A 23,223-nucleotide genomic window follows, 5' to 3' on the forward strand; every position below is an offset into this window, starting at 1 on the left:
CTTGGGTAAGGACAGCCAGGATAATGACATGGCAAACCGCGGCGAATGGGTTAAACACAATCTTCTATTAATCATTGGCCTGGTCTTGCCAGTCTTACTGATGATTGTCTTCATGCTGTCAACCCTGATTCCAGTGGTTGTCAGCAATCCGCCCCGTTATGACATGGTTTTCGCCATTCAGGATTATTCCTCCAGTGTTGCGGCACCCGTCAACGTTAACCTGGTGGTTAAACAGGGGGTTCTGACGGCGCAATACACCAAAAGCCCTAACGTCAATGCCTATGGCTGGAAAAAACTGTACCTGTATGAGGCAAAAACTCAGAAAGTGCGTGAATTACCGTTTCCTTTCCCCAGCAACACAGGAACCCTGCAGGGCATGGTGGAACAACCTGTTGAAGCAACAAAAGGGATGAAACTGGATACGACTCTGGAATCACCGGATGGTTATCAATTGTCCTATCGCGGCTATTCCAATTCTGGCGGTCTATTTGGGCAGTTACTGTGGGGAGGCAGTTACAATAACCAGGCGTGTCTTCGTAAGGGCAGCCAGTGCATTAAACTCCTGGGGAATGATAACCGCGGGTATTATTACCCAGGTTATGTGCAATTTATTGGGTGGGTCATACCATGAACCGTGATGAGGCCTTGGTCGAAATTGTAACGATGGCCAAACGCCATCACTTAACGCCTGATGAGATCGCCGCCGCGTTTAACGCGTCCCCCACTCAGCAAAGGGAAGAAGCATCCAGCCAACTTCTTAAAAACATGCTCGGTTATTTAGGCGGGATATTAATTTTTGCCGGGATTTGTATTTTCATCGCCATGAAGTGGGCGGACATTAGTATCCCCAGCCGTATCATGCTGACCTTAGGGGTTGGTTTATGTCTTTTTATCATGGGTATAACCTGCACGCGTTATGTCCATTATGAGCGGGCAGCTACCCCCCTGTTCCTGATTGCAGCCTTACTTCAACCCATCGGCATGGCCGTTTTTCTAAGCGAATACGCTAAAGTTGATAACCCATCCAAAGGGGTGTTGATTGTCAGCCTGATTTTCATGCTGCAACAGGGGTTGGTTTTTTTAGCCACGAGAAAAACCGTGCTGTTATTCACTACCGTGCTATTCAGCCTGAGCTTTTTCGTAGCCGCTTTTGACTTGCTGGAAGTCCCTTACCGAACAGCCTGGCTACTGCTCAGTGTCTCACTGCTTTGTGTTACCTGGGTTATTAATCACTCGCCGTATCAGGCCATTGCATCGTTGCTGTTTTTTATTGCTTCGCTGGCTTTTTTTACGGTGACATTCGATATTGTCAGAAATCAGCCCTACGAAATTTTCTATTTGGGGCTGACCTGCGCCATGATATTTCTGGCCATAGCCGCTAAAAACCGTACGCTGTTGGTCATTTCGACCCTGGCGACTTTATTATACATTGGTTATTTTACCGGCAAGCATTTTCCCGATACCCTGGGCTGGCCTATCACCTTAATCCTCATTGGCGTGATTCTTATCCTCATCAGTTCGTTAGTGATTAAGTTAAATCAGAGGTACATCGCTGGCAGGGACAGGTAATCTTTTACCAGCCATCGAAGGGACGGTGTTTTTTAATCTCGTCCCCTTCACCGCGATGATAATGTAAACGGGTCACCAGCTCGCCTGATTTTTTATCCCAGAACGGATGGTAATCCACTCCCGCCAGGCGTTTCTTGCCCTGATAAAGATTGAAGCCGCCGCCACCGCGTTTGTAAAATTCAAGCGCAAAACGGTAATTACCTTTTCGCATGGAACCGTAGGCGGCCAAGGAAAAGGTCAAAAAGGCAGCCGGCGCATAAACGAAGGGTGACAGACCATCCGTTGTTTCTTCTTGCTTGTTCTGCATAAGGGCCTCGGTTTAAAAAGATGGTATTTTAAACAATTTGCCCGCAAAATTCACTAAGAAAACAACAAATGCGGCAAGAAATCCTAGCGGTTTAATCGATGCAGAGGCAGGTATATAATTTGAAGATGGAGACTTGGTGGTCAATACGCGGATGAAGTTTGATTGTTTGGTTCTTGGTGCTGGCATAATTGGGGTTTCTGTAGCGGCACATCTGCAAAAGCGGGGACGCGCGGTGGCGCTGGTGGATGTCAAATGCCCCGGCAGTGAAACCTCGTTTGGCAATGCGGGATTAATTCAGCGGGAGGGGGTGTATCCCTATGCTTTTCCCCGCGATTGGACGCTGCTTGCCAAATACGCTTTTAATCGCTCGCCAGAAGTGCATTATCATTGGCAGGATCTTGTCAAACTCGCTCCCTTTCTATGGAAGTACTGGTTTTATTCCAAGCCTTCCCGCCATGCCGATATTGCCCGGAATTATGCGACTCTCATTGAGCATAGCGTGAGAGAGCATCACGCCCTGGCTGACAGTGCCGGCTGCCGTGACGCGTTAAAAAGCGGCGGTTGGCTTAAACTGTTCAGAACGGCCAAACGACAAGACAATGAAGTCCGTTTCAGTGAACACCTCAGGGCCGAATTTGGCGTTCAATTCGATGCCCTGGATGCTGCCGCCCTGCAACGTCTTGAACCGCACCTCAACCTGTCATTACAGGGTGCCTTGCGCTATGGCGGTGCAGAAACCGTCAGTGATCCCGGCGCGCTGGTGTCAGGCTATGCCGCCTATTTTAAACAATTGGGCGGGCGTTTTTTTCTGGGGGATGCGTTTTCGCTGTCGGAGGGTTGGCAGATGCAGGCAGAAGCGGGCATTATCCGGGCTGATTCCGTGGTCATTTGTTTAGGTCCCTGGTCTCAAACACTTTGTGCACGTTTAGGCTATCGTTTTCCACTGGCGGTCAAACGAGGCTACCACATGCATTACGGTAAGGAAGAGGGGGCCTTTCTTCATCACCCGGTACTGGATGTGGAGCGAGGGTATTTGCTCGCTCCCATGACCCAGGGCATCCGCTTGACCACCGGGGCTGAGTTTGCCCGCCTTGATGCGCAAAGAACGCCTCGGCAACTGAATGCGGTAGAACCCATTGCCCGCCAGCTGTTTCCCATTAAAGACAGGCTGGAAGCATCGCCCTGGATGGGAAGCAGGCCCTGCACACCGGATATGTTGCCGATCATTGGTCCCGCACCCCGTCATGCCGGGTTGTGGCTCGCGTTTGGCCATGGGCACCATGGCCTGACCTTAGGCCCTGTGACGGGTCGATTGCTGGCAGAGATGCTGACAGGCGAAGAATTACTGCTCGACCCCGCGCCATTCAGCCCGCAACGCTTTTGCAATACCAATGACCATTAACGCTTATTCTTCGTGCTCCACCACGTGATCCTGTGCCTCCGTCACGCCGCTCTCATGCGCACAGTGGGCGCAACAATAATACTCACCTTCTGCTTCCACGCCATGGCCGATGATGCGACAGGAACAATGCGAACACACCGGGGCTAATTTTTGAATGGCACATTCAAAGGAATCAAACAGGTAACTGGCGCCTTTTTGGCGAACCTCAAAGCAATTGTGATAATGGTTACCGCAAACGATACACTGATCCATGTGTTTCTCCTTGTTGTTATAATGCTGGCGTTTTGACAGAATGAAGGACAAGCTCTTTAAGTTCCTGTTCGCTGTATTGGGTATAATCCTTTTGTATCAAGCGAAAGAGTGCGTTTAAAGCAGTTTTATTTAACACTTTATCCAGCATTCCCCAAAACGTGGATGGGACGATAATGATTAGTTTGATACCATGGTGAACGGTTTCATTAATGTAATGGCCCAATTCCTGAGCAAATTTATTTTTTTCTACCTTTTTGGGATCGCTTCTGGATTCATACGCGCCTCCCACCCCATGCTCGCTTTGATATTGCCCGGAGCGATCAGCAATCAATTCGCTTCGTTTTTCCTGACTTTCCGGGTGAACAAACACGTCCCTTAATGTAAAAGTCGTGTTGGAATTCTGCAATTTCAGTGCATAAAAATTTGCTTTCGAGGCATTGGCAATAAGCACCAAAAAATTATCCATGATTATCTCCTGTATTCTCTGTTATTTCTTTTGATGATTTTTTTAGCGAAATAACAGCCAACCTTTCAGGTAAGCGATTGAATAAATAGCCTTTCTTTATAAGACAAAAGCCACACAAGGTGGCTTTTGTGAAGCTCGCCAAGACATGAAGTCTCGCGTATTCTTCACTTTTAGTATAGATCACAGGGCTAATTTTGTCCAAAAAATGTGCAAATTATTTTACCAAAAAGGTTAATAGACGGTGAAAATGAGTTAACTGGTTGCTTTTATTATTCGCTATTCTCACTATAAAATAAGATGATTTTTCATGAAAAGGAATTAAGGATGACAGTTGCACAGTTGATGGATAACCTCAATACCAATCCTGCGTTTATTTATGTGATAGGCCGAGCCATCCTTTTATTCCTGTCGGGCATTCTCATTATCCGTTATGGTAATAGGCGGTATAGTCTGCGCACCACGTTTGATTACCTGCTCATCATTATCCTGGGAGGGATTATCAGCCGGGGCATTAATGGTTCCCCTCCCTTATTATCCACATTGACCGCGTTATTCACGCTCATTTTTTTACATCGCTTCATTGCAGTGGTGACCTGCTACTCCACCAACCTGGAACGTTTCTTTAAGGGAAGACCGCGTTTATTAATTGATCAGGGCCAATTGTGTGAAAAGGAATTGCAGCGCATGCACATCACCAGAGAAGATCTCTTAAGTGAATTGCGAAGCCAGCTCCATTCCGATGACCTTAACCAGGTCAAACGGGCCTATCTTGAAGGAGGAGGCCGAATTACCTTTGTTCGCTTTTAAGGGGCCACGCCTTGACCGGGTTATGTCTCTCAAGGCGTGAACCCGAAAAATCCTGTTATAAGGTTTCTATTGTCTTTTGATGAGCGAGCAGCTTGTCTTTCGCCATTTTTGCCTGGGTGAGCTTTTCCTTTTCCCTGGCAATGATGTCAGCAGGCGCCTTGTCTGCAAAATTAGGATTATTAAGCTTGCTCTCAGCAAGATGAATGTCCTTATCCAGCTTGGTGATTTCCTTTTGCAGACGCGACAATTCCGCGTTTTTATCAATTAACCCAGCCATGGGGATTAGTAATTCCAGGTTACCGACGACTGCGGAGGCAGAGGCAGGAACAGGTTCCTTATCACTTAAGAAGTGAATGTTCGTCAGTTTGCCTAAAGACAGAAGAATGGACGTGTATTTTTCAATTCGACTCTTGACCTTTTCATCGGCATTTTTTAAATGCAGTGAAATTAATTTAGCCGGTGATATGGACATTTCACTGCGGATGGTACGAATCGATTGTATGACTTCTTTAAGCCAGTCCAGTTCTGCTTCCAGTTCGTCGTTGATGTAGCTTTCCACCACCTGCGGGTAAGCGCTCAGCATCAGGCTTTCGCCATTTTCACCGTTTTGACTGATTAATTTGCTGGTACGCTGCCATATTTCTTCGGTAATAAAAGGCATAATCGGATGCAGCAAACGAAGGATTTGATCCAGAACATGAATTAACGTACGGCGGGTGCCGCGTTTCATGGCTGCCAAAGCCTGTTCTGCATACAGCACGGGTTTGGATAATTCCAGGTACCAGTCGCAGTATTCGTGCCAGACAAATTCATACAGGGTATTCGCCAGCAAATCGAAACGGAAGGTTTCATAATAGTGATTCGTCTCTGCAATGGTGCGCTGCAGGCGTGACAAAATCCATAAATCCGCCGGGCTGTACTGAAACGCGCCGTCACCGAGATCAATCTGATCTTCGTCGGTATTCAGCAGCACGTAGCGCGCGGCATTCCATAATTTATTGCAGAAATTACGATACCCTTCCACACGGCCCATATCAAATCGGACATTACGTCCTGTGGACGCCAGCGAACAGAAAGTGAAGCGCAGCGCATCCGTGCCGTAAGCGCTGATACCCTCCGGAAATTCCTTGCGGGTTGCCCTGGCGATTTTATCGCAGAGGGAAGGGAGCATCATGTTGGAGGTGCGCTTGGCGACTAAACTTTCCAAATCGATGCCATCGATGATGTCAATCGGATCGAGGACGTTACCCTTGGATTTGGACATTTTCTTGCCTTCGCTATCGCGAATTAAGCCGGTGATGATGACATCCTTAAAGGGAACTTTGCCGGTGAACTTTAAGCCCATCATGATCATGCGCGCTACCCAGAAGAAAATGATGTCAAATCCGGTGACTAAGACCGAAGTGGGGTAAAATTGTTCAAACTCAGGCGTGCGTTCCGGCCAGCCCAGGGTTGAAAAAGGCCACAGGGCGGAAGAGAACCAGGTATCAAGGACATCTTCATCCTGTTTCAAGGGCATGGACTCATCGATTTTGTATTTAAAGCGGACATCATTCTCACTGTAACCCACATACACATGACCATGGCTGTCATACCAGGCTGGAATACGGTGTCCCCACCAAAGCTGGCGGCTGATGCACCAGTCTTCAATGTTTTCCATCCACTGGAAGTACGTTTTATTCCAGGCCTCAGGTACAAAACGGATTTCACCGCGTTTCACGACATCGATGGCGGGCTCCGCCAGGGGTTTGGTTTTGACATACCATTGATCGGTAAGCAGGGGTTCAATAATAACGCCTGATTTTTCACCGCGTGGAACTTTGAGCTTATGCGGTTCTGTTTTTACTAATAAACCGGCTTCCTGCAAGTCCTTGATGATTTGCTCGCGGGCGACAAAACGGTCCATGCCCTGATAGGCCACCGGCGCATTTTTATTCATGGTGGCTTTGCGGGTAAAAATATTAATTAAGGGCAGGTCGTGGCGCTTGCCGACTTCATGATCGTTAAAATCATGAGCAGGGGTGATTTTTACACAGCCGCTGCCAAAGTCCTTTTCCACGTAGTCATCGGCGATGACAGGAATTTCGCGATCGCACAGGGGTAAATGCACGGATTGACCGATGAGGTGACGGTAGCGTTCATCGTCAGGATGAACGGCCACGGCAGCATCTCCCAACAGGGTTTCCGGGCGTGTTGTGGCCACGACTAAGGATTCGTTGGAGTTGACCACAGGGTAGCGGATATGCCACAAAAATCCATCTTCTTCTTCGGAAAGCACTTCGAGATCAGACACGGCAGTGCCCAGTTTGGGATCCCAGTTGACCAAGCGGGTACCGCGATAAATCAATCCCTCGTCATACAATTGAATAAACACTTTTTGCACAGCGGCAGACAAGCCTTCATCCATGGTAAAACGTTCGCGTGTCCAATCCACGGAGGAGCCGATGCGGCGCATTTGGCGGGTAATCTGGCTGCCTGATTCTTCCTTCCATTGCCAGACTTTTTCAAGAAACTGTTCCCGGGTCATGTCTTTGCGGGAAAGGCCCTGGCTTTCCAATTGCCGCTCAACCACCAACTGCGTGGAAATGCCGGCGTGATCCGTACCCGGCTGCCACAGGGTTTTAGCTCCCCGCATGCGTTGATAGCGGGTCAGGGTATCCATCAACGTGTGTTGAAAGCCATGGCCCATGTGCAAACTGCCGGTGACATTGGGCGGAGGCAACATGATGCAATAACTTTTCCCGTCTCCCTGGGGTTTGAAATAATGCTGGCTTTCCCATTTCTCATAGCAAGCCTGCTCGATCGCCTGGGGGGAATACGTCTTATCCATTGCTTTTGCCTGTTACTGATAAAATCATGGATTTTAACATAGTCCATCGGGAAATGAAGACTTAAGGCTACCCATGCTCAGGAGGCAGTGGTATCGTAACCCCCTTTTAAGGATAAAAAGGAAAAGGATGTTTACTTCCCCTGATGCTCAACAACTGCTCCTCGATCACTACCGCTTAAATGCCGTCGCCATCCCTTTGCCCGGTGAGAGTGATTGTAATTTTCATATCAAGACCACGGCAGGGGACGAGTACCTGCTAAAAGTGTCCAAAGCGGAAGATCAGGAAGCGATCATTCAATTGCAGAACAGTGCATTGGCGTGGTTGCAGCGTTTTCCCCGGCCCTTTGGGTTTCCGCAATTATTGCCTTTGGCAACGGGTGAAGCAACGGGCCGTGTGCTTTCGTCTCAGGGTGAACCCTGCCACGTTCGACTCTTCACGTTTGTTCAAGGCCAATTGCTGGTCAATGTACCCTGTTCGACGGCGCTGGTGCATCAGCTGGGGCGGGCGGCCGGGCATTTGACCCAGGCACTCGCCGGGTTCAGGCATGCGGCGGCCGCCCGGCAATTGAAATGGGATTTAAGGCAGGCTGAGTGGATTGAAAACGAGGTGCAGGCGATTGAGCATCCCGATGACCGCCGCCTTGTCTCGGATTTTCTGGCCGAGTTTAAGCGGGATACAGCGCCTCTTTTACCGGATTTGCGCCAGAGCATCATTCATGGCGATTTAAATGATTACAACATCGTCGTTCAGGCTCATCAGATCGGTTTTATTGACTTTGGTGATTTACTGCAAACCGCGACCATCTGTGAATTGGCGATTGCCCTGGCTTATACCCTCATGCATCGCTCGGATGCGTTAGCGGCGGCCATGGAGATGATTCGCAGCTATCACCGTGTTTTTCCTTTAGAAGAGCGGGAAGTGGATGTTCTTTACTCTCTTGTTGCCATGCGGCTTTGTGTCAGCGTGGTGAATTCAGCTTTGCGCAAAAAAGAAAACCCCGGCAACGCCTACCTGACTGTTTCAGAACAACCGGCCTGGCACCTGTTAAAACAATGGCGGAGCATCGATCCGCAATGGGCCTTGCTGTGTTTCAGACAGGCCTGCGGCTTTATGGATAAGCACTTGTCCAATAAAGAATCGCTTTTATCGCTTCGTAAGAAAGTGATCGCCGACAATGTCGGCCTGTCTTACCAGCAGCCTCTGGAAATTGTTCGCGGTGAAGGGGCTTACCTTTATGATGAGACGGGACGGCCCTATCTCGACTGTGTGAATAACGTATGCCATGTGGGCCATTGTCATCCCCGGGTGGTGCAGGCTGGCCAGCAGCAAATGGCTTTATTGAATACCAATACGCGCTATCTGCACCGTTATCTGCTGGACTACGCACAACGCCTGCTGGCCACCTTGCCTTTGCCGCTTGACGTTTGCTTTTTTGTCTCTTCCGGGAGTGAGGCCAATGAACTGGCGTTAAGGCTGGCCTATACCCATACGCGAAGCCGAAAAACCTGGGTGATTGATCATGCTTATCATGGCAATACCACCACTTTAATCAACATCAGCCCTTATAAATTCAAGCAGAAAGGAGGGCAGGGGAAACCGGATTGGGTCACGGTTCTGCCGATGCCTGATCCGTTACGCGGTCCTGTGAATCCTCTGTTTTCCCTACCCACCGAACCGACGGTATTCATTGCCGAATCCCTGCTCAGTTGCGGCGGACAGATTGAGTTACCGCCCGGCTATCTCGACGCCATTTACACAGCCATTCGCTCGACAGGCGGCGTGTGCATCGCCGATGAAGTTCAGGTGGGGTTAGGGCGGGTTGGTTCCCACGTCTGGGGCTTTGAAACACAGGGCGTTGTTCCTGATATTGTGACCATGGGCAAACCCCTGGGCAATGGTCATCCGATAGGGGCTGTGGTCACCACGCGAGCGATTGCCGCCTCGTTCAGTCAAGGGATGGAGTATTTCAGTACATTCGGAGGTAATCCAGTCTCCTGCGCTATTGGTCTTTCAGTGCTTGATGTCCTTGAGGAGGAATGCCTGCAGGCTAAGGCCTGGTCAACCGGCCATTACTTAAAACAGCGATTGCTGGGTCTTAAAAACCGGTATGACTGCATTGCCGATGTGCGTGGCCTGGGTCTTTTTTTAGGTGTGGAACTGACAAAAAAGGGCGGGGTTGAACCTGATGGGGACTTCACCGGCAAGCTTGTAAACCGAATGAAAGATCTCGGCGTGTTATTAAGCCGTGATGGCCCTCATCACAATGTATTAAAAATAAAACCGCCGTTGGTATTTGGCAGCGCACATGCGGATAACCTGGTAGATACCCTGGACAAGGCCCTGGCGAGTCTGCTTTGATTTTAAGGCGGCATTGGCCGCCTTAAAGAACCCCCTTGATTCCACCTGGCTGCATCAGCACGTTAACCCGAACGCTTTGCGTTCATCAGGCAAACGGTTTTTAATGCGGTCTGGATGCCTGCTCCTCTTCGTTTGCTTCGGCCATTTCATTGTCCCGGTCATGCCGATGATCCGCGGCAATGTAGGTGTACATGGTCGGTACCACGAACAAGGTAAAGCAGGTTCCTACAAGCAGACCGGCTGAAATCACCAAACCGATATCAAAGCGGCTGACAGCTCCTGCACCGGTGGCAATAAGGAGAGGAAAGACCCCAAACACCATGGCGGCCGTGGTCATGAGGATGGGACGCAGACGAATGGAGGCGGCTTCTTCCACCGCGGCCCTTCGATCAAGCCCTTTTTCGCGTTGCAGTTGATTGGCAAAGTCAACAATAAGAATACCGTGCTTACTGATTAAGCCAATCAAGGTAATTAACCCTACCTGGGTATAAATGTTGATGGAGGCAGCTCCCAGATTTAAAGGAATCAAGGCGCCGCAAATCGACATGGGCACGCTGATTAACACGATGAGCGGATCCCTGAAACTCTCGTATTGCGCAGCAAGCACCAAGAAAATCACGATAACAGCCAGGAAGAAGGCAAAAATCAGCGCATTCCCTTCCTGAATAAACTGACGCGACTGGCCGCCATAGTCATAAGTAAAGCCACGAGGCAATAATTCATCCGCCTGCTGCTGAAGGTAGGCAATCCCTTGACCCAAGGTTACGCCGGGCATCATTACCCCTTGAATGGTGGCAGAATTAAGCTGTTGGAAGTGGGAGACCGCATTCGGTTGCGTGACCTCTTTGGCAGTGACCACGGTGGACAGGGGTACCATGTCGTTACTGGCGGTTCTCACATAAATCTCGCCGAGTTGCTCCGGGGTGAGGCGGTAACGGCGCTCAAGTTGCGGAATGACTTCGTAGCTTCGGCCCTGCAGGTTAAAGTAATTGACGTAGTTGCCCGACAAGGCACTGGTGAGGCTGCTTCCGATGGCCTGCATGTCGAGGCCTAAATCCGATGCCTTGGAGCGGTTAATTTGAAATTCCACTTCCGGCTGGTTAAATTTAAGGCTGTTGTCGAGGAAAATAAACAGCCCGCTTTGCCTGGCTTTTTCGATGAGCTGGTTAGAAATGTCAAAGAGGGTCTGGAAATCATTGGTTGTTTTGATCACGAATTGAATCGGCGTACCCGAACCCCCGCCGGGCAAAGGCGGCGGTATCACTGCAAAAGCGGAAAGGCCTGTGACCATGTCGAGTTTTTTCTGCAAGGGCTCTTTCATTTTAAACTGGGTCCCCTCGCGCTCATCCCAGGGTTTTAACACCATGCCCGACATCGGCGTGCTGGCATTGATGGCAAAATAGTATTCAGTTTCCGGGAAACTTTGATAAATTTTGTTAAATTCATCGGTAAAGGCTTCGATGTAGTTGATGGTGGCATACTGGGGCGCTGTTGCAATGACAAAGAAAAAGCCCTGATCTTCTTCCGGCGCTGTTTCTGTGGGGGTCGTGCTGTAGAGGTAAGGAAGCATTAACAAGACCACCGCAGAAAAGACAAGCATGATGCTCCGGGTATTCAGCAAACTGTGAAGACTTCGCTTATACCGATCCTTAAGCCTGGCAAATTTGTCATCGAGAAATTTGACAAAGCGGCTGCTGTTGGCTTCTGCGCTTAGAATCTTGGAGCACATCATGGGGCTTAACGTCAGCGCGATAACTCCCGAAATAATCACGGCAGACGCTAAAGTAAAGGCGAATTCCTTAAACAGGGCGCCCGTGAGTCCGCCCATGAAACCAATAGGGGCATACACTGCCGCCAGTGTAATGGTCATGGCGATAACCGGCAGGGCAATTTCGCGCGCGCCGATAAGGGCCGCCTGAAACGGTGTTTTGCCTTCCTCCAGATGCCGGTGGACATTTTCCACCACGACAATGGCATCATCCACCACAAGGCCAATGGCAAGCACAAAGGCGAGCAGAGTCAGCAGATTGATCGAATAGCCCAGCGCCATCATCAGGGTACAGACCCCAATCAGCGACAGAGGGATGGTCACCACAGGAATAATGACCGACCGCACAGAGCCTAAGAAAAGGAAAATAACCACAATAACGATTAATGCCGCTTCAATGATGGTGGTGATCACCTCATTAATGGACGCGCGGATAAAGTCGGTGGCATCATACACAATGGTGCCGGTCAGGGACGGCGGGAATTCGCGCTGGACTGAAGGAAACAGCTTTCTGACGTCGGTGATCACCGTCAACGGGTTAGCGGTCGGCGTTGGCGTGATGGCAAGAAAAACGGCCTTTTTGCCGTTAAAGGTTACGGTCGTGTTGTAATCCTGCGAGCCTAAAATGACTTTGCCGATGTCGCGCAGGCGGATAATGGAGTTGTTGCTGTTGCGGACAATCAGGCGGCTGAATTCCTCGGCGTTATTCAAATCCGTTTTCGCAGTCATGTTGATGGCCACGTACTCGCTCTTGGTGCTGCCGGCTGCCGTTAAGAAATTGTTACGGGCAAGCACGGCAGAGACATCGGCGGGTGTGATTTTCAACGCCGCCATTTTGATGGGATCAAGGAATATACGCATGGAATAAGTCGCCCCGCCCAGCAGTTCGGCTTTAGCCACGCCGTCCACGATTTCAAGCTGGGGCTGAACGACCCGGACAGCGTAGTCAGTGATCTGCTGCGGCGTCATGGCGGTACTGTCAAGGCTGATGTACATCAGCGGGGTAGAGGTGTCTGAGCTTTTGACAATCACGGGCTGTTGTGACTCAGGCGGCAACTGGTTTAATGTTTGTTGAACCTTGCTCATCACGTCGGTAAAAGCCACCTGCGGATCAAAATTGAGTTTAATAGTCAGGGTAATGGTACTCACGCTTTGCGTACTGGATGACGTCATGTAGTCAATCCCTTCCGCACTGGCCACCGCGGCTTCAAGCGGTGTGGTGATAAATCCGGCAATCAGGTTGGCATCCGCGCCGGGGTAGGCGGTGGTGATGGTAATCACCGTATTGTCCATTTTAGGGTACTGACGGATTTGCATGGTCATGATGGAATTAAGACCAAAGAGAAAAATTAACAAACTTACGACAGTGGCTAAAACGGGCCGCTTAATGAAAATATCAGTAAATTTCATAATATACCTGCTGACGATTGCAATGCGTGTGAAGCCAGCGCAAAGGCCGCTTCACACAAAACCAGTATTATTGTCCCATGGTGTCAGGATTGCTGACGGCATTGAGCTTGACGCTGTTATTAATGACCACGCGTGTCCCGTTCTGCAGCTTAAGCTCACCGGAACTGACGACGATGTCGCCTGCTTTGACACCGGAATTAATGACAGTGAAATTACCGGATTGTTCTCCTGTCTTGACGAACACCCGTTTGACATAAAGTTTATCCTTGCCGTTTTCATCCTTCTCGCCTTTGCTGCCTTTCTCAATGAGGTAAACAGAATGGCCATACAGGCTGTAAGAAATGGCGGTGGAGGGTAGAACAATAACCTCCGAGATCGCCGGTTGTTCAACCGCAATGGACGCGAACATTCCGGGGATGAAGACAAAATGCGAAATATGGTTTTTTAAATTGTCTTTTGTGCTGCAGGTGACAATGGTTTTGCCGGTATCAATGTCTTTTGAGGTTTTTACCAGCGTGGTCTTTTTTAAATCGCTTAATGCTTCGGAGGGGCAGTTGGGCAACGTCGCCTGAACCAGCACGTTGTGGGTGTTGGGGTCGACCTTGGCGTTGATGGCTGTAATTTTGGCCTGGAACGCCAGTCCTTCAAATTCCTCCACATTAAACTCAATGCCCTGATTGATGTGCAAACGTTTATAGTATTGCTCAGGCAGGTAGAATTGCAGATAAAGGGGATCTAAGGATTGCAGGGTGACAATCGAGGTCTGTCCCGGCGTAATGTACTGGCCTAAGTTCACCTGGCGGATACCCAGCTTACCGGCAAAGGGAGCGGTGATGTGTTTCTGCCGGATTTGCGCCTCGGTTTTTTCAACGTCAGCTTCACTTTGCTCGAGATTGGCCTTCGCTTCATCCACATTGGAAACGGGGGCGGCGCCCTTTTTATTTAAATCCACCTGACGCTGATAACTGAGCTGTCTCAGAGCCAGCTGCGCCTTGTTGAATTTCAGGGTTGCCTGGTCGACGCTGTCATCAATGTCGATGAGCTTGCTGCCTTCCGAGACGTATTGCCCGGATTCAAAATGGATTTTAACCACATTGCCTGAGGCTTCCGAGTTGACTTCCACCCCATTCGTCGCCACGAAATTGCCGACGGCGGGAAGCGTCGGACGCCATTCGCGTTTAACAGCCGTGACGGAAGATACACTGACTGCAGGGGGTTCATAGGTGGCGAAAAAGCGTTTAATCATGAAATTTTTAAACAGATTAAACGCAACGATGCCTCCGAAAACAATGACGAGGGCAGTGATCATTATGGTCATGCGTTTTTTCATGCGGCGTCCCCTGAAGCTCGATATTGATTAAGCCTGTGATTGAAGTCATGGCATTACCTGTGGAAACGATCAATTCTCCCCCCGTCAGAAAAAAATGGCAATAGACAGAAGCCGTTATCATGCGTTAATTCCTGACTGTGCGGCATAAGTCGTGAACATTTAAAAAACCTGTTGACTAAATACAATCCTTTGTTACCATTTGCTCTCCAATCCATGAATGGAGTTACCATGAAGTTAAAATCATTGCTGTTCGTTTGTTGTTTGGGCTTGTTGTCTTCTGCCTTTGCTCAAAATCGCCATATCCATCCGCAAGCCAAACCTGCTGATGTAAAAACCGTTGCCGGCGCGAAAAACGCGATGGTTCCCGGTTATTGTGAAATTGAGATCATCAATGACAGTTACGACAATCTTTCCGTGTTTGGTCAGTTCGATGATGGCAGTTACATGAACAGTTTCAACGTTTACCGTTTTGATGCGCCTCACTATGTGAGTCTGTATTATTATGGTTACTGCCATGCCTGGATGAACCTGTATATCAAGACATTCAGCGGCTATTCTGTTTATGCTGGGTACACACCAGTTAACAGCACAATCCGCGTAGTTCCATATCTCAAGAACCAAATCAAGGCTGAAGTCAGTACCAAGTAAGCTGAGGTTCTTATGTTGTATCGGAAAGGCATGATTAACCCAATCGTGCCTTTCTTTTTTTTAAAAGCAGGGGGTTTTATGAAGCGTTCATTTTGGTTGTTACTGGCGTTGCCCGTGCTGAGCTCATGCGGCATCGAAGATGATTATTACATGAATGATTATCGCTATCCGCCGCCGCAGGCCCGTGTGGAGACACCGTATTATTCGGCTCCGTATGAGTCGGGCCCTGGCCATTACCACGGTCATCAAAGCAGTTATCGCCGTTATCATGGACACTATGGCAATAATAATCCCGTCATTGTACAAGCGCCGCGTAATTACCGTCCGAGAGGACCTGCCAATGTGCATGGTCATTCCAGTCAGGCACAGCCAGGCGGTAACACCCATGGCCATCCCAGCCAGAATCAGGCCGGCAATACCCATGGCCACCCGGATGAAAATCAAGGGGGCAATACGCACGGTCACCCAAGTCAGAATCAGGCGGACAATACCCACGGCCACCCCAGTCAGGGGGGTGTGCGCAGTTCCCGCGGCAGAGCCTGGAATCCGTATGGAAGCTACCAGCCGCAAGCCGCAAACACGGCTCAGGGGCAGGCTAATCAGGCCGTTGTTACCCCGGCCAATGACAATCGGGTAAATACTATTTACGGCCATGACTAGTTCATTGCCGTATGGTACTCTTTTGTAATTGTAAGCAATGGAGGAATGGATGTTTAAGACAGCAAAGCAACTAATCCTGGTTTTCTCTGCAGCAATGATTGTCGCCTGTTCTTCGACACCTGGCAGTGAAAGCACCGGCGAATATTTAGACAGCTCGGCATTGACGGCCAAGGTCAAGGCCAGCCTGATCGATGAATTGGGAACCAAAGGCTTTTCCATTCAGGTGAAAACCTTTAAGGATGAAGTGCAGTTGAGCGGGTTTGTTGACAGTCAACGCACCAAACTGCGCGCTGGCCAGATTGCTGACAGCTTGAATGGGGTCAGGCATGTACGAAACGATATCATCGTCAAATAAGGGTGGTGGGTTTGTCGTAAATTCAGTCTCAAATGAGTGAAATTACTCATGCAGTGAATGAGGCATAGGTGCTTTAAAAAACACCGGCTATAATAGTCTAATCATTAATATTGAGGACAACGAATGTTTGATAACCAGTTTACTATCGCAGGATTTGATGAAGAACTGTGGCAGGCCATCCAGGCGGAAAAACAGCGTCAGGAAGATCACATAGAGCTGATTGCCTCGGAAAATTATGCCAGCCCGCGTGTCCTTGAAGCGCAAGGCTCTGTGCTGACTAACAAATACGCTGAAGGATATCCTGGCAAACGCTATTATGGTGGGTGCGAATGGGTGGATGTGGCGGAAAGTTTAGCCATTGCCCGAGCCAGGCAGTTGTTCGGCGCGGATTACGTTAACGTGCAGCCTCATTCCGGTTCTCAAGCCAATGCGGCGGTAATGATGGCGTTGCTTAACCCCGGTGATGTGATTTTAGGCATGTCCCTACCTCATGGCGGTCACCTGACGCACGGTTCCAAAGTCAATTTTTCCGGCAAGCTTTATGAAGCGATCGGTTACGGTCTGGATGCCAATACCGGTTTAATTGATTATGATACGCTGGAACAGCTCGCGCTGACCCATAAACCCAAAATGATCATTGCCGGTTTTTCGGCTTATTCACGGATTCTTGATTGGGCGCGTTTCAGAGCCATTGCCGATAAGGTGGGTGCTTACCTGATGGCCGACGTTGCCCACGTGGCGGGACTCATTGCGGCAGGTCTTTACCCCTCGCCTGTTCCTTTTGCCGATGTGGTGACTACGACAACCCACAAAACCCTGCGCGGCCCCCGAGGAGGGATGATTTTGGCCCGCGCCAATGAAGACATTGAAAAGAAACTGAATTCGTCTGTTTTCCCCGGTATGCAGGGCGGCCCCCTGATGCATGTGATTGCGGCCAAGGCGGTTGCCTTCGCCGAAGCCTTGCAGCCTGAATTCAAAGCGTATCAGGAACAGGTTTTAGTCAATGCCAGAACCATGGCGGAAGTGCTCACCAGCCGAGGTTATCCGATTGTGTCCGGCGGTACGGAAAACCACCTGTTGCTTGTTAATCTGATTGACAAAGGCATCACGGGTAAAGAGGCCGATGCCGCATTGGGTCATGCCAACATCACCGTCAACAAAAACGCCGTCCCCAATGATCCGCGTTCGCCGTTTGTGACCAGCGGCCTGCGTTTGGGCACACCGGCGGTGACAACCCGAGGATTTAAAGAAAGGGAAATCAAAGTATTGTCGGAATGGATTTGTGATATTCTCGACGACATTCAAAATGAAAGCTTAATTTCGCTGGTGAAATCCAAAGTGATTCATTTATGCCATGAATTCCCGGTGTATCGTTAATCATGTATTGTCCATTTTGCCAGGCAGAAGAAACCAAAGTGATCGATTCGCGCCTGATCGCCGAGGGCGCTCAGGTGCGAAGACGGCGTCAGTGTCTCGAGTGTCACGAACGGTTCACAACTTTTGAGACGGCGGAATTAATCATGCCGCTGATTGTCAAGCGCGATGGGCGGCGTGAACCCTTCAATATTAATAATCTGCGCTCAGGAATGCTCAGGGCACTGGAAAAAAGACCAGTCAGTGTCGATGCGCTGGACGAGGCGGTCGAAAGCATTATGCAGGATATCCGCCGCAGCGGGGAGCGGGAAATCGACTCCCGTCAGGTCGGTGAATGGGTCATGAAACAACTGTATCGTCTTGATCATGTTGCTTATGTCCGATTTGCTTCCGTGTACAAACGTTTTAAAGATGTCAGTGATTTCAGACAAACCATTGATGAAATGAAAGACGATCACTCGTCATGAGGTAGCTGTGGAAAAACAATCAATAAGCGGTAAACGGCGTGCCCGTAAATTAGCTGTGCAGGCGTTGTATCAATGGTCCATGTCAGGCCATGAACTCTCGGAAATAGAAACACAATTCCGTGTGGCGAATAACATGGACAAAGTGGACGGCGATTATTTCTGTCGTCTTTTATACGGCGTTCCTGAAAAAATCACCGCGATAGAATCCGTAATTGAGCCTTTGTTAGACAGGCCAATTACCACATTAAACCCGGTTGAACTGGCGGTTTTGCGTCTGGGCGCCTTTGAGTTGCTTTATTGCCTCGAAATCCCTTACAAGGTTGTGCTGGACGAAGCCATTTCCTTAGCCAGGGAATTTGGTTCCCAGGATGGCCACCGTTATGTCAACGGTGTGTTGAATAATCTGGCACGGCAAGCCAGAGCCATTGAAATTAACGCTGGCAATGAATGAATTTTCCCTCATTGATGTCTATTTTAAACAGCCAGCCATTCAGCGGCCAGAGGTGATAATCGGCATTGGCGACGATGCGGCCTGCATGGAGATTCCTCACCATTTCCAGTTGTTGGTCAGTACCGATACCCTGGTTGCAGAGGTCCATTTTTTAAGCGAATGGGATGCTTATGATATCGCCTGCAAGGCGGTGATGGTCAACGTCAGCGACATGGCGGCCATGGGAGCGGAACCCTGCTGGATGAGCCTCGCCTTAACGATGCCGTCGCTGGACGAGCGGTGGTTGACGCGTTTTTCCCAGGGGTTTCATGACTCATTAAAACAATACAACATCATGCTGATTGGCGGGGATACCACGCACGGGCCGCTCAGCATGACCTTAACCATCCATGGGTTAGTCGAAAAAGGCAAGGCAGTAAAACGCTCGGGGGCTAAGCCTGGCGATCGGATTTTTGTCAGCGGCCCGCTTGGCGCTGCCGCGCAGGCAGTGGCTTTTTTACATCATGACGGCATCGATAGCCAGGATAAGCAGGCGATGATGCGCCTCCTGATGCACCCCAGACCCCGCGTCGATCTGGCACCCTTATTACGAGCCTATGCGTCATCGGCCATTGATATTTCCGATGGTTTAAGTGCGGATTTAAATCACATCTGTGTCCAAAGCGGTGTCCGTGCTTTACTTAACCTGGATGCTATACCCGTGCATCCTTTGGTAGTAAAGTATCAACAGGACAAGGCCATTGATTTTGCTGTCGGCGGCGGCGACGATTATGAATTATGTTTCACCATTCCCAGGGAGAATGAAACAGATTTCAGCCAGGCACTTGAGCAGGCGGGTCTTACCTGTTTTCCCATTGGCGTGATTGAGGAAGGTGAGGGGCTCTACACGCAACAGGATGGTCAATTCAGGGCATTACAGCCCCGCGGCTATAGCCACTTTTAAGGAAAAGCGCATGGATAGAATCGAACTTGGCAATAAAGTCTGGCAGGATCCTGCCTATTTTATCGCCTTTGGTTTCGGCAGCGGTCTTATGCCCGTCGCGCCGGGAACCTGGGGAACGTTGGCGGCCATCCCCGTTTACCTGCTTATCGCCGCATCGTCGCTGGGGTTTTATTTGGTATTTACCGTCCTGGCTTTTATTCTTGGCGTCTGGGTCAGCGACATCGTCTCCAACGAACTGGGGGTTGAGGACTTTGGCGGTATAGTCTGGGATGAGGTCGTTGGATTTTTACTCACCATGATCGCGGTTCCTGTGGGAACTTACTGGATTATTGCCGGTTTTTTATTATTTCGCCTGTTTGATATTATCAAGCCCTGGCCTATCCGGTTTTTTGATGAACGGGTTAAAGGCGGGTTTGGCGTCATGCTCGATGATGCGCTGGCGGCCATTCCAGCCTGGCTGGTGATGCAGGCCTTCGTTTGGGTATTTAAAGCATGAATGATAATCATAAAGAATTAATCAGTATTGGTTTGACCATCAGTATTGTGCTGTTGGCGCTCTTTATTATTCACCGCTTTATCCCGTCGATTGTCTGGGCAGCGATTATTGCCATTGCCACCTACCCGCTTTACAAGCGATGGCGCCATTTCTTTGCTTCCCAGGATACCTGGGCTGCCCTGTTGTTTACCACCCTGTTGGCCTTGCTGTTTATCCTGCCTTTAAGCTGGTTAGTCAGCCTGCTGGTGAAGGAGTCGCAATTGTTCATCAATTACCTCCAGACGCTGAACAAAGAAGGCGGAGCGGCACCGGGCATGCTAAAGCAAATTCCCATCATTGGCAGTGAATTGACCGCTTACTGGAATGACAACATCGGTAAACCGGGGAGTGTCCGAAACCTGTTGTCCAACATGCACCTGTCGTTGACTCCCGCGAGCTATTACATCAAACAGATCGGTATCAATCTGGCGCATCGTGGTTTTCAGGTGGGTTTTACTCTGCTGACTCTGTTTTTCTTTTTTCGTGACGGGGACAAATTGTACAAACAGATTAGCCATATCGGAGAATACTGTCTGGGGGAGCGCTGGTTTCGTTTTTCAGCCCGCCTGCCGTCAGCGCTCAGGGGAACAGTCAACGGAACCATCGTTGTGGGTTTGGGGGTTGGTGTTTTAATGGGCATCTGTTATGAACTGGTTGATTTCCCGGCGCCCACGCTCATCGGATTTGTTACCGCACTGGCGGCGATGATCCCTTTTGTAGCCCCTGTGGTTTTTGTCGTGGTTGCTCTGGTCCTGATTGCCAGCGGCAGCATGGTCAGTGCAATCATTGTGCTGGTTTGGGGCACCATTGTCATGTTTGTTGCAGACCATTTTGTTAAACCGGTACTCATCGGCGGTGCGATAGAACTTCCCTTTCTGGCTGTTCTCTTTGGCATCCTTGGCGGGGTTGAAACCTTGGGCTTGCTGGGATTGTTTATCGGGCCGATGATCATGGTGCTGTTCATTACCCTGTGGCAGGAACCCCAGGCTTTGCTCGCGCGTAATCCATGACCGGAATTAAAGGACAAGCCCTTGTAATTTACACGCCAACCCCCATGTAGGGTGTAGAAAGGGGGCGAATGCTTCTGCGTTCAATGGTTTCAAGAGGTAAATATGAATAAAGATTGGCCCACACGCGACCGGGACATGCACATTGCGCAACAAATCATGGAACAGTATGCCAGTGAGCAAAACAGTGATTCCTTAGGATTGTTTGAGTTGGTGGTTAATCAGGAAGAGAAACGAATGAATTTTCGCTTATCTGCCTGGGTGTTAACCTTAGCTGAACACTTCAAGTCCCTTTATGGCGACACGCAGGGGGATTTTGTAACCCGTCAGGTCATTACGCGCTGTTTGACTCAAGGTCAGACTGTGCATTAATTTCAACAGGATGCTGATTCTGGCATCCTGTTAGCGGAATGGTTGCCTGCCTCGATCGAACATTCAAACCATGTTAAAAAAAGGCCATGTATTTCTGATAATCACTTTTGAAAGCCGCGCTCTCGGCATAGTCCGTTATTGCCCGGTTAATTTCATTTAACAACACCGAATTGTTGCGGTTAACAGCCACGCCCAAACCAAAGCCATAAGCAAACGGTTTACCTAAGGCCGTCAACGTGCCGGAGGATTGGCTTTGCCAGTAGAGGGCGGTGGGCGCGTCCATTAAAGCCAATTCAATGTCCCCATCATGAAGGGCGACAATCACATCGTCGAGATTATCATAGAGGGTGATTTGCGGATTGCTGATCAGACTGGCCAGAACATCCGGGAATACCGTTCCTCCTTCCACGCCAATTTTACGATTTTTGAATAAGGCAATTTGAAAGGGTTCTTTCGCCAGTTCGGTGCGGCCAAGAAAGCGCGATTCACTGATGAGGTAGGGGATGGAAAAATTCACTTTAGTCAAACGCTCGGAAGTAATAATAATGGAACCCACGGCGGCTTCGGCCTGCCCGCTTTCCACGGCATCCAACAAGCGGTTAAAGGGCATGGGTTTGTATTGGCAGGTTCGATTGATCCGCTGACAAATATTTTCCATCATGGCAATATCAAAACCGTACAATTGCGAATTGGCTCCGCGAAGGACAAAGGGCGGAGAAAAATTATCCACCGCGACAACCAAAGGGGGACCTGCCGAGTGCACAGGCAATGCCAGCAGCAGCAATAAAGCAAGTAGTAGTCGGGCTATCATCTGTTTCAAACTCCTTTGACTTATCCTGTAGTCAGTATAGCGTTATCTTGGGGGCTGTACCATGTGAAACGCATGTAAAAAAACGCCGCAGCAAGACAGCGCGGAAATGGCTGCAGCAACATCTGGCTCTGCTTGCACGGAGTAAAAAATCGTCAGGTGCTCGCCTGATCGCATCGCATTACCGGCATTCACCTTGCCGGATGGTGGAATAAATTTCCTGCCCTACGGCTTGATTTTTGCCGGGGAGATTTTGTAAATTGTTGTTTGCTTTACAATAATTATTTTTCGCTGACATGCAAAGCGAACTGCAACTGATACCAAGGAATTTATGCTAAAACCAAACCGTGAAGCTTACCTGAATCTTTGCACGCAATTTTATGATTTAAGCCGACCTTCTCCCCCAGAGAAGGCCTATCAATTTTACCGTTCCTATGTGAAAGAAGCGAAAGGGCTTATTCTCGAGCCGATGTGTGGTTCGGGACGTTTTTTACTGCCTCTCATAGAAGAAGGATTCAATGTCCATGGTTTTGATGCCAGCGAACACATGGTGACCGCGTTAAATACCAAGGCACAGATTAAAAATCTCGAACCGTTTGTGTGGATGGATTTTGTCGAGACCTTGTCGCGTCCGACTCAATACAACCTCATTTTTATTCCCGCGGGTTCCTTTGGATTGATCACGCCCATTGATAAAATTGAACTGTCATTAAAAACACTCTATGAGCATCTCGAAGACAAGGGCATTTTACTGTTTGAGGTTGAAACTTCCTTTTCCCTGCCGCCGTTAGGCATCTGGCGCGGCTCCATTTGGGAACGACCCGATGGCAACTCAATCATTGCCAGTCATCTTGTCAATCTGAACAATTCCATCTGCCATGCCGTTGGACGTTATGAATTGGTGGAAATGAATTCCATTACCCATACTGAAATCGAAGAATTTAAACTCAGGCTATATGATAATCCTTCCATTTTGATTGAGATTTTAAGGCAGGTTGGCTTTAAAAAAATTAAAATAATGAAAGCCTACGATCGCAATGAAAAACCGGGTCAAAAGGATGCGTCAATCCTTTTTGAATGCAGAAAATAAGCGGGAGGCAGAG

At 49.3% G+C, this 23,223-nt stretch carries 24 protein-coding genes; 16 read left to right on the forward strand and 8 right to left on the reverse strand.

All coding sequences use genetic code 11. The annotated features are described in order from the left end of the window. Position 1 precedes the first annotated feature (1 nt). Both Lrub_RS05375 and Lrub_RS05380 read left to right on the forward strand, forming a co-directional pair. Positions 2–631 (forward strand): hypothetical protein, encoded by a 630-nt coding sequence (locus Lrub_RS05375; protein WP_237760755.1) that lies wholly within the window; start codon positions 2–4, stop codon positions 629–631. Beyond that, positions 628–1,569, forward strand: coding sequence for a DUF2157 domain-containing protein (locus Lrub_RS05380; RefSeq protein WP_058531150.1), 942 nt, complete (start codon positions 628–630; stop codon positions 1,567–1,569). Before Lrub_RS05375 ends, Lrub_RS05380 begins: the two co-directional genes overlap by 4 nt. A 4-nt stretch (positions 1,570–1,573) precedes the next feature. Here Lrub_RS05380 and Lrub_RS05385 read toward each other — a convergent pair whose 3' ends face one another. Beyond that, entirely contained in the window at positions 1,574–1,876 is a 303-nt protein-coding gene (locus Lrub_RS05385) for a hypothetical protein (RefSeq protein ID WP_058531151.1), read from the reverse strand. 151 nt (positions 1,877–2,027) lie between these two features. On the opposite strand from Lrub_RS05385, the gene Lrub_RS05390 reads away from it, so the two are divergent. After that, a complete protein-coding gene (locus Lrub_RS05390; protein ID WP_058531152.1) occupies positions 2,028–3,278 on the forward strand; it encodes an NAD(P)/FAD-dependent oxidoreductase in 1,251 nt (416 codons plus the stop codon). Between the two features lie 3 nt (positions 3,279–3,281). Here the strand turns inward: Lrub_RS05390 and Lrub_RS05395 are convergent, their stop codons facing one another. From Lrub_RS05395 to Lrub_RS15070, 3 genes are read right to left on the reverse strand one after another with little or no spacing between them, the layout of a single operon-like run. Beyond that, complete coding sequence (locus tag Lrub_RS05395; protein ID WP_058531153.1) at positions 3,282–3,530, reverse strand: hypothetical protein; 249 nt, start codon at positions 3,528–3,530, stop codon at positions 3,282–3,284. 16 nt (positions 3,531–3,546) lie between these two features. Beyond that, a complete protein-coding gene (locus tag Lrub_RS05400; RefSeq protein ID WP_058531154.1) occupies positions 3,547–3,996 on the reverse strand; it encodes a host attachment protein in 450 nt (149 codons plus the stop codon). After that, positions 3,989–4,180 (reverse strand): hypothetical protein, encoded by a 192-nt coding sequence (locus Lrub_RS15070; protein ID WP_237760756.1) that lies wholly within the window; start codon positions 4,178–4,180, stop codon positions 3,989–3,991. The genes Lrub_RS05400 and Lrub_RS15070 overlap by 8 nt, the downstream gene beginning before the upstream one ends. Positions 4,181–4,320: 140 nt before the next feature. Between Lrub_RS15070 and Lrub_RS05405 the strand changes: the two genes are divergently transcribed. After that, a complete protein-coding gene (locus Lrub_RS05405; RefSeq protein ID WP_058531155.1) occupies positions 4,321–4,803 on the forward strand; it encodes a DUF421 domain-containing protein in 483 nt (160 codons plus the stop codon). Between the two features lie 55 nt (positions 4,804–4,858). Here Lrub_RS05405 and Lrub_RS05410 read toward each other — a convergent pair whose 3' ends face one another. Further along, a complete protein-coding gene (locus tag Lrub_RS05410) occupies positions 4,859–7,633 on the reverse strand; it encodes a valine--tRNA ligase (RefSeq protein WP_058531156.1) in 2,775 nt (924 codons plus the stop codon). Between the two features lie 127 nt (positions 7,634–7,760). Here Lrub_RS05410 and Lrub_RS05415 point away from each other — a divergent pair, with 127 nt between their 5' ends. Next, the gene (locus Lrub_RS05415; protein ID WP_058531157.1) at positions 7,761–9,992 is read left to right on the forward strand and encodes an aminotransferase class III-fold pyridoxal phosphate-dependent enzyme; all 2,232 of its coding nucleotides are present in this window, start codon (positions 7,761–7,763) and stop codon (positions 9,990–9,992) included. A 100-nt stretch (positions 9,993–10,092) separates the two neighbouring features. Here the strand turns inward: Lrub_RS05415 and Lrub_RS05420 are convergent, their stop codons facing one another. After that, entirely contained in the window at positions 10,093–13,170 is a 3,078-nt protein-coding gene (locus Lrub_RS05420) for an efflux RND transporter permease subunit (RefSeq protein ID WP_058531158.1), read from the reverse strand. A 67-nt stretch (positions 13,171–13,237) separates the two neighbouring features. Continuing rightward, on the reverse strand, positions 13,238–14,500 hold the full coding sequence (locus Lrub_RS05425) for an efflux RND transporter periplasmic adaptor subunit (protein WP_058531159.1): 1,263 nt from the start codon (positions 14,498–14,500) through the stop codon (positions 13,238–13,240). Between the two features lie 228 nt (positions 14,501–14,728). Here Lrub_RS05425 and Lrub_RS05430 point away from each other — a divergent pair, with 228 nt between their 5' ends. The 10 genes from Lrub_RS05430 (at position 14,729) to Lrub_RS05475 (ending at position 21,312) form a co-directional block, all read left to right on the forward strand. Next, positions 14,729–15,148 (forward strand): hypothetical protein, encoded by a 420-nt coding sequence (locus Lrub_RS05430; protein ID WP_058531160.1) that lies wholly within the window; start codon positions 14,729–14,731, stop codon positions 15,146–15,148. Between the two features lie 78 nt (positions 15,149–15,226). Beyond that, positions 15,227–15,808 (forward strand): hypothetical protein, encoded by a 582-nt coding sequence (locus Lrub_RS05435; protein WP_133134010.1) that lies wholly within the window; start codon positions 15,227–15,229, stop codon positions 15,806–15,808. A 49-nt stretch (positions 15,809–15,857) separates the two neighbouring features. After that, positions 15,858–16,163 carry a BON domain-containing protein gene (locus Lrub_RS05440; RefSeq protein WP_058531162.1) on the forward strand — a complete coding sequence of 102 codons (306 nt, stop codon included), beginning with the start codon at positions 15,858–15,860 and terminating at the stop codon, positions 16,161–16,163. Between the two features lie 123 nt (positions 16,164–16,286). After that, complete coding sequence (gene glyA, locus Lrub_RS05445; RefSeq protein WP_058531163.1) at positions 16,287–17,540, forward strand: serine hydroxymethyltransferase; 1,254 nt, start codon at positions 16,287–16,289, stop codon at positions 17,538–17,540. A 2-nt stretch (positions 17,541–17,542) separates the two neighbouring features. After that, complete coding sequence (gene nrdR, locus Lrub_RS05450) at positions 17,543–18,004, forward strand: transcriptional regulator NrdR (RefSeq protein ID WP_058531164.1); 462 nt, start codon at positions 17,543–17,545, stop codon at positions 18,002–18,004. Between the two features lie 7 nt (positions 18,005–18,011). Then, positions 18,012–18,455 (forward strand): transcription antitermination factor NusB, encoded by a 444-nt coding sequence (gene nusB, locus Lrub_RS05455; RefSeq protein ID WP_058531165.1) that lies wholly within the window; start codon positions 18,012–18,014, stop codon positions 18,453–18,455. Next, positions 18,448–19,398, forward strand: a complete 951-nt coding sequence (gene thiL / locus Lrub_RS05460; RefSeq protein ID WP_058531166.1) for a thiamine-phosphate kinase — start codon at positions 18,448–18,450, stop codon at positions 19,396–19,398. Before nusB ends, thiL begins: the two co-directional genes overlap by 8 nt. A 10-nt stretch (positions 19,399–19,408) precedes the next feature. Beyond that, a complete protein-coding gene (locus Lrub_RS05465) occupies positions 19,409–19,894 on the forward strand; it encodes a phosphatidylglycerophosphatase A family protein (RefSeq protein WP_058531167.1) in 486 nt (161 codons plus the stop codon). Then, positions 19,891–20,943, forward strand: a complete 1,053-nt coding sequence (locus Lrub_RS05470) for an AI-2E family transporter (protein WP_058531168.1) — start codon at positions 19,891–19,893, stop codon at positions 20,941–20,943. Before Lrub_RS05465 ends, Lrub_RS05470 begins: the two co-directional genes overlap by 4 nt. Before the next feature lie 102 nt (positions 20,944–21,045). After that, positions 21,046–21,312, forward strand: a complete 267-nt coding sequence (locus Lrub_RS05475; RefSeq protein ID WP_058531169.1) for a hypothetical protein — start codon at positions 21,046–21,048, stop codon at positions 21,310–21,312. A 73-nt stretch (positions 21,313–21,385) separates the two neighbouring features. Here Lrub_RS05475 and Lrub_RS05480 read toward each other — a convergent pair whose 3' ends face one another. Beyond that, positions 21,386–22,123 carry a transporter substrate-binding domain-containing protein gene (locus Lrub_RS05480; protein WP_058531170.1) on the reverse strand — a complete coding sequence of 246 codons (738 nt, stop codon included), beginning with the start codon at positions 22,121–22,123 and terminating at the stop codon, positions 21,386–21,388. Between the two features lie 328 nt (positions 22,124–22,451). Here Lrub_RS05480 and Lrub_RS05485 point away from each other — a divergent pair, with 328 nt between their 5' ends. Beyond that, positions 22,452–23,210 carry a class I SAM-dependent methyltransferase gene (locus Lrub_RS05485; RefSeq protein ID WP_058531171.1) on the forward strand — a complete coding sequence of 253 codons (759 nt, stop codon included), beginning with the start codon at positions 22,452–22,454 and terminating at the stop codon, positions 23,208–23,210. Positions 23,211–23,223: the final 13 nt, after the last annotated feature.

It is taken from the genome of Legionella rubrilucens, assembly GCF_001468125.1.
GTDB lineage: Bacteria > Pseudomonadota > Gammaproteobacteria > Legionellales > Legionellaceae > Legionella_C > Legionella_C rubrilucens.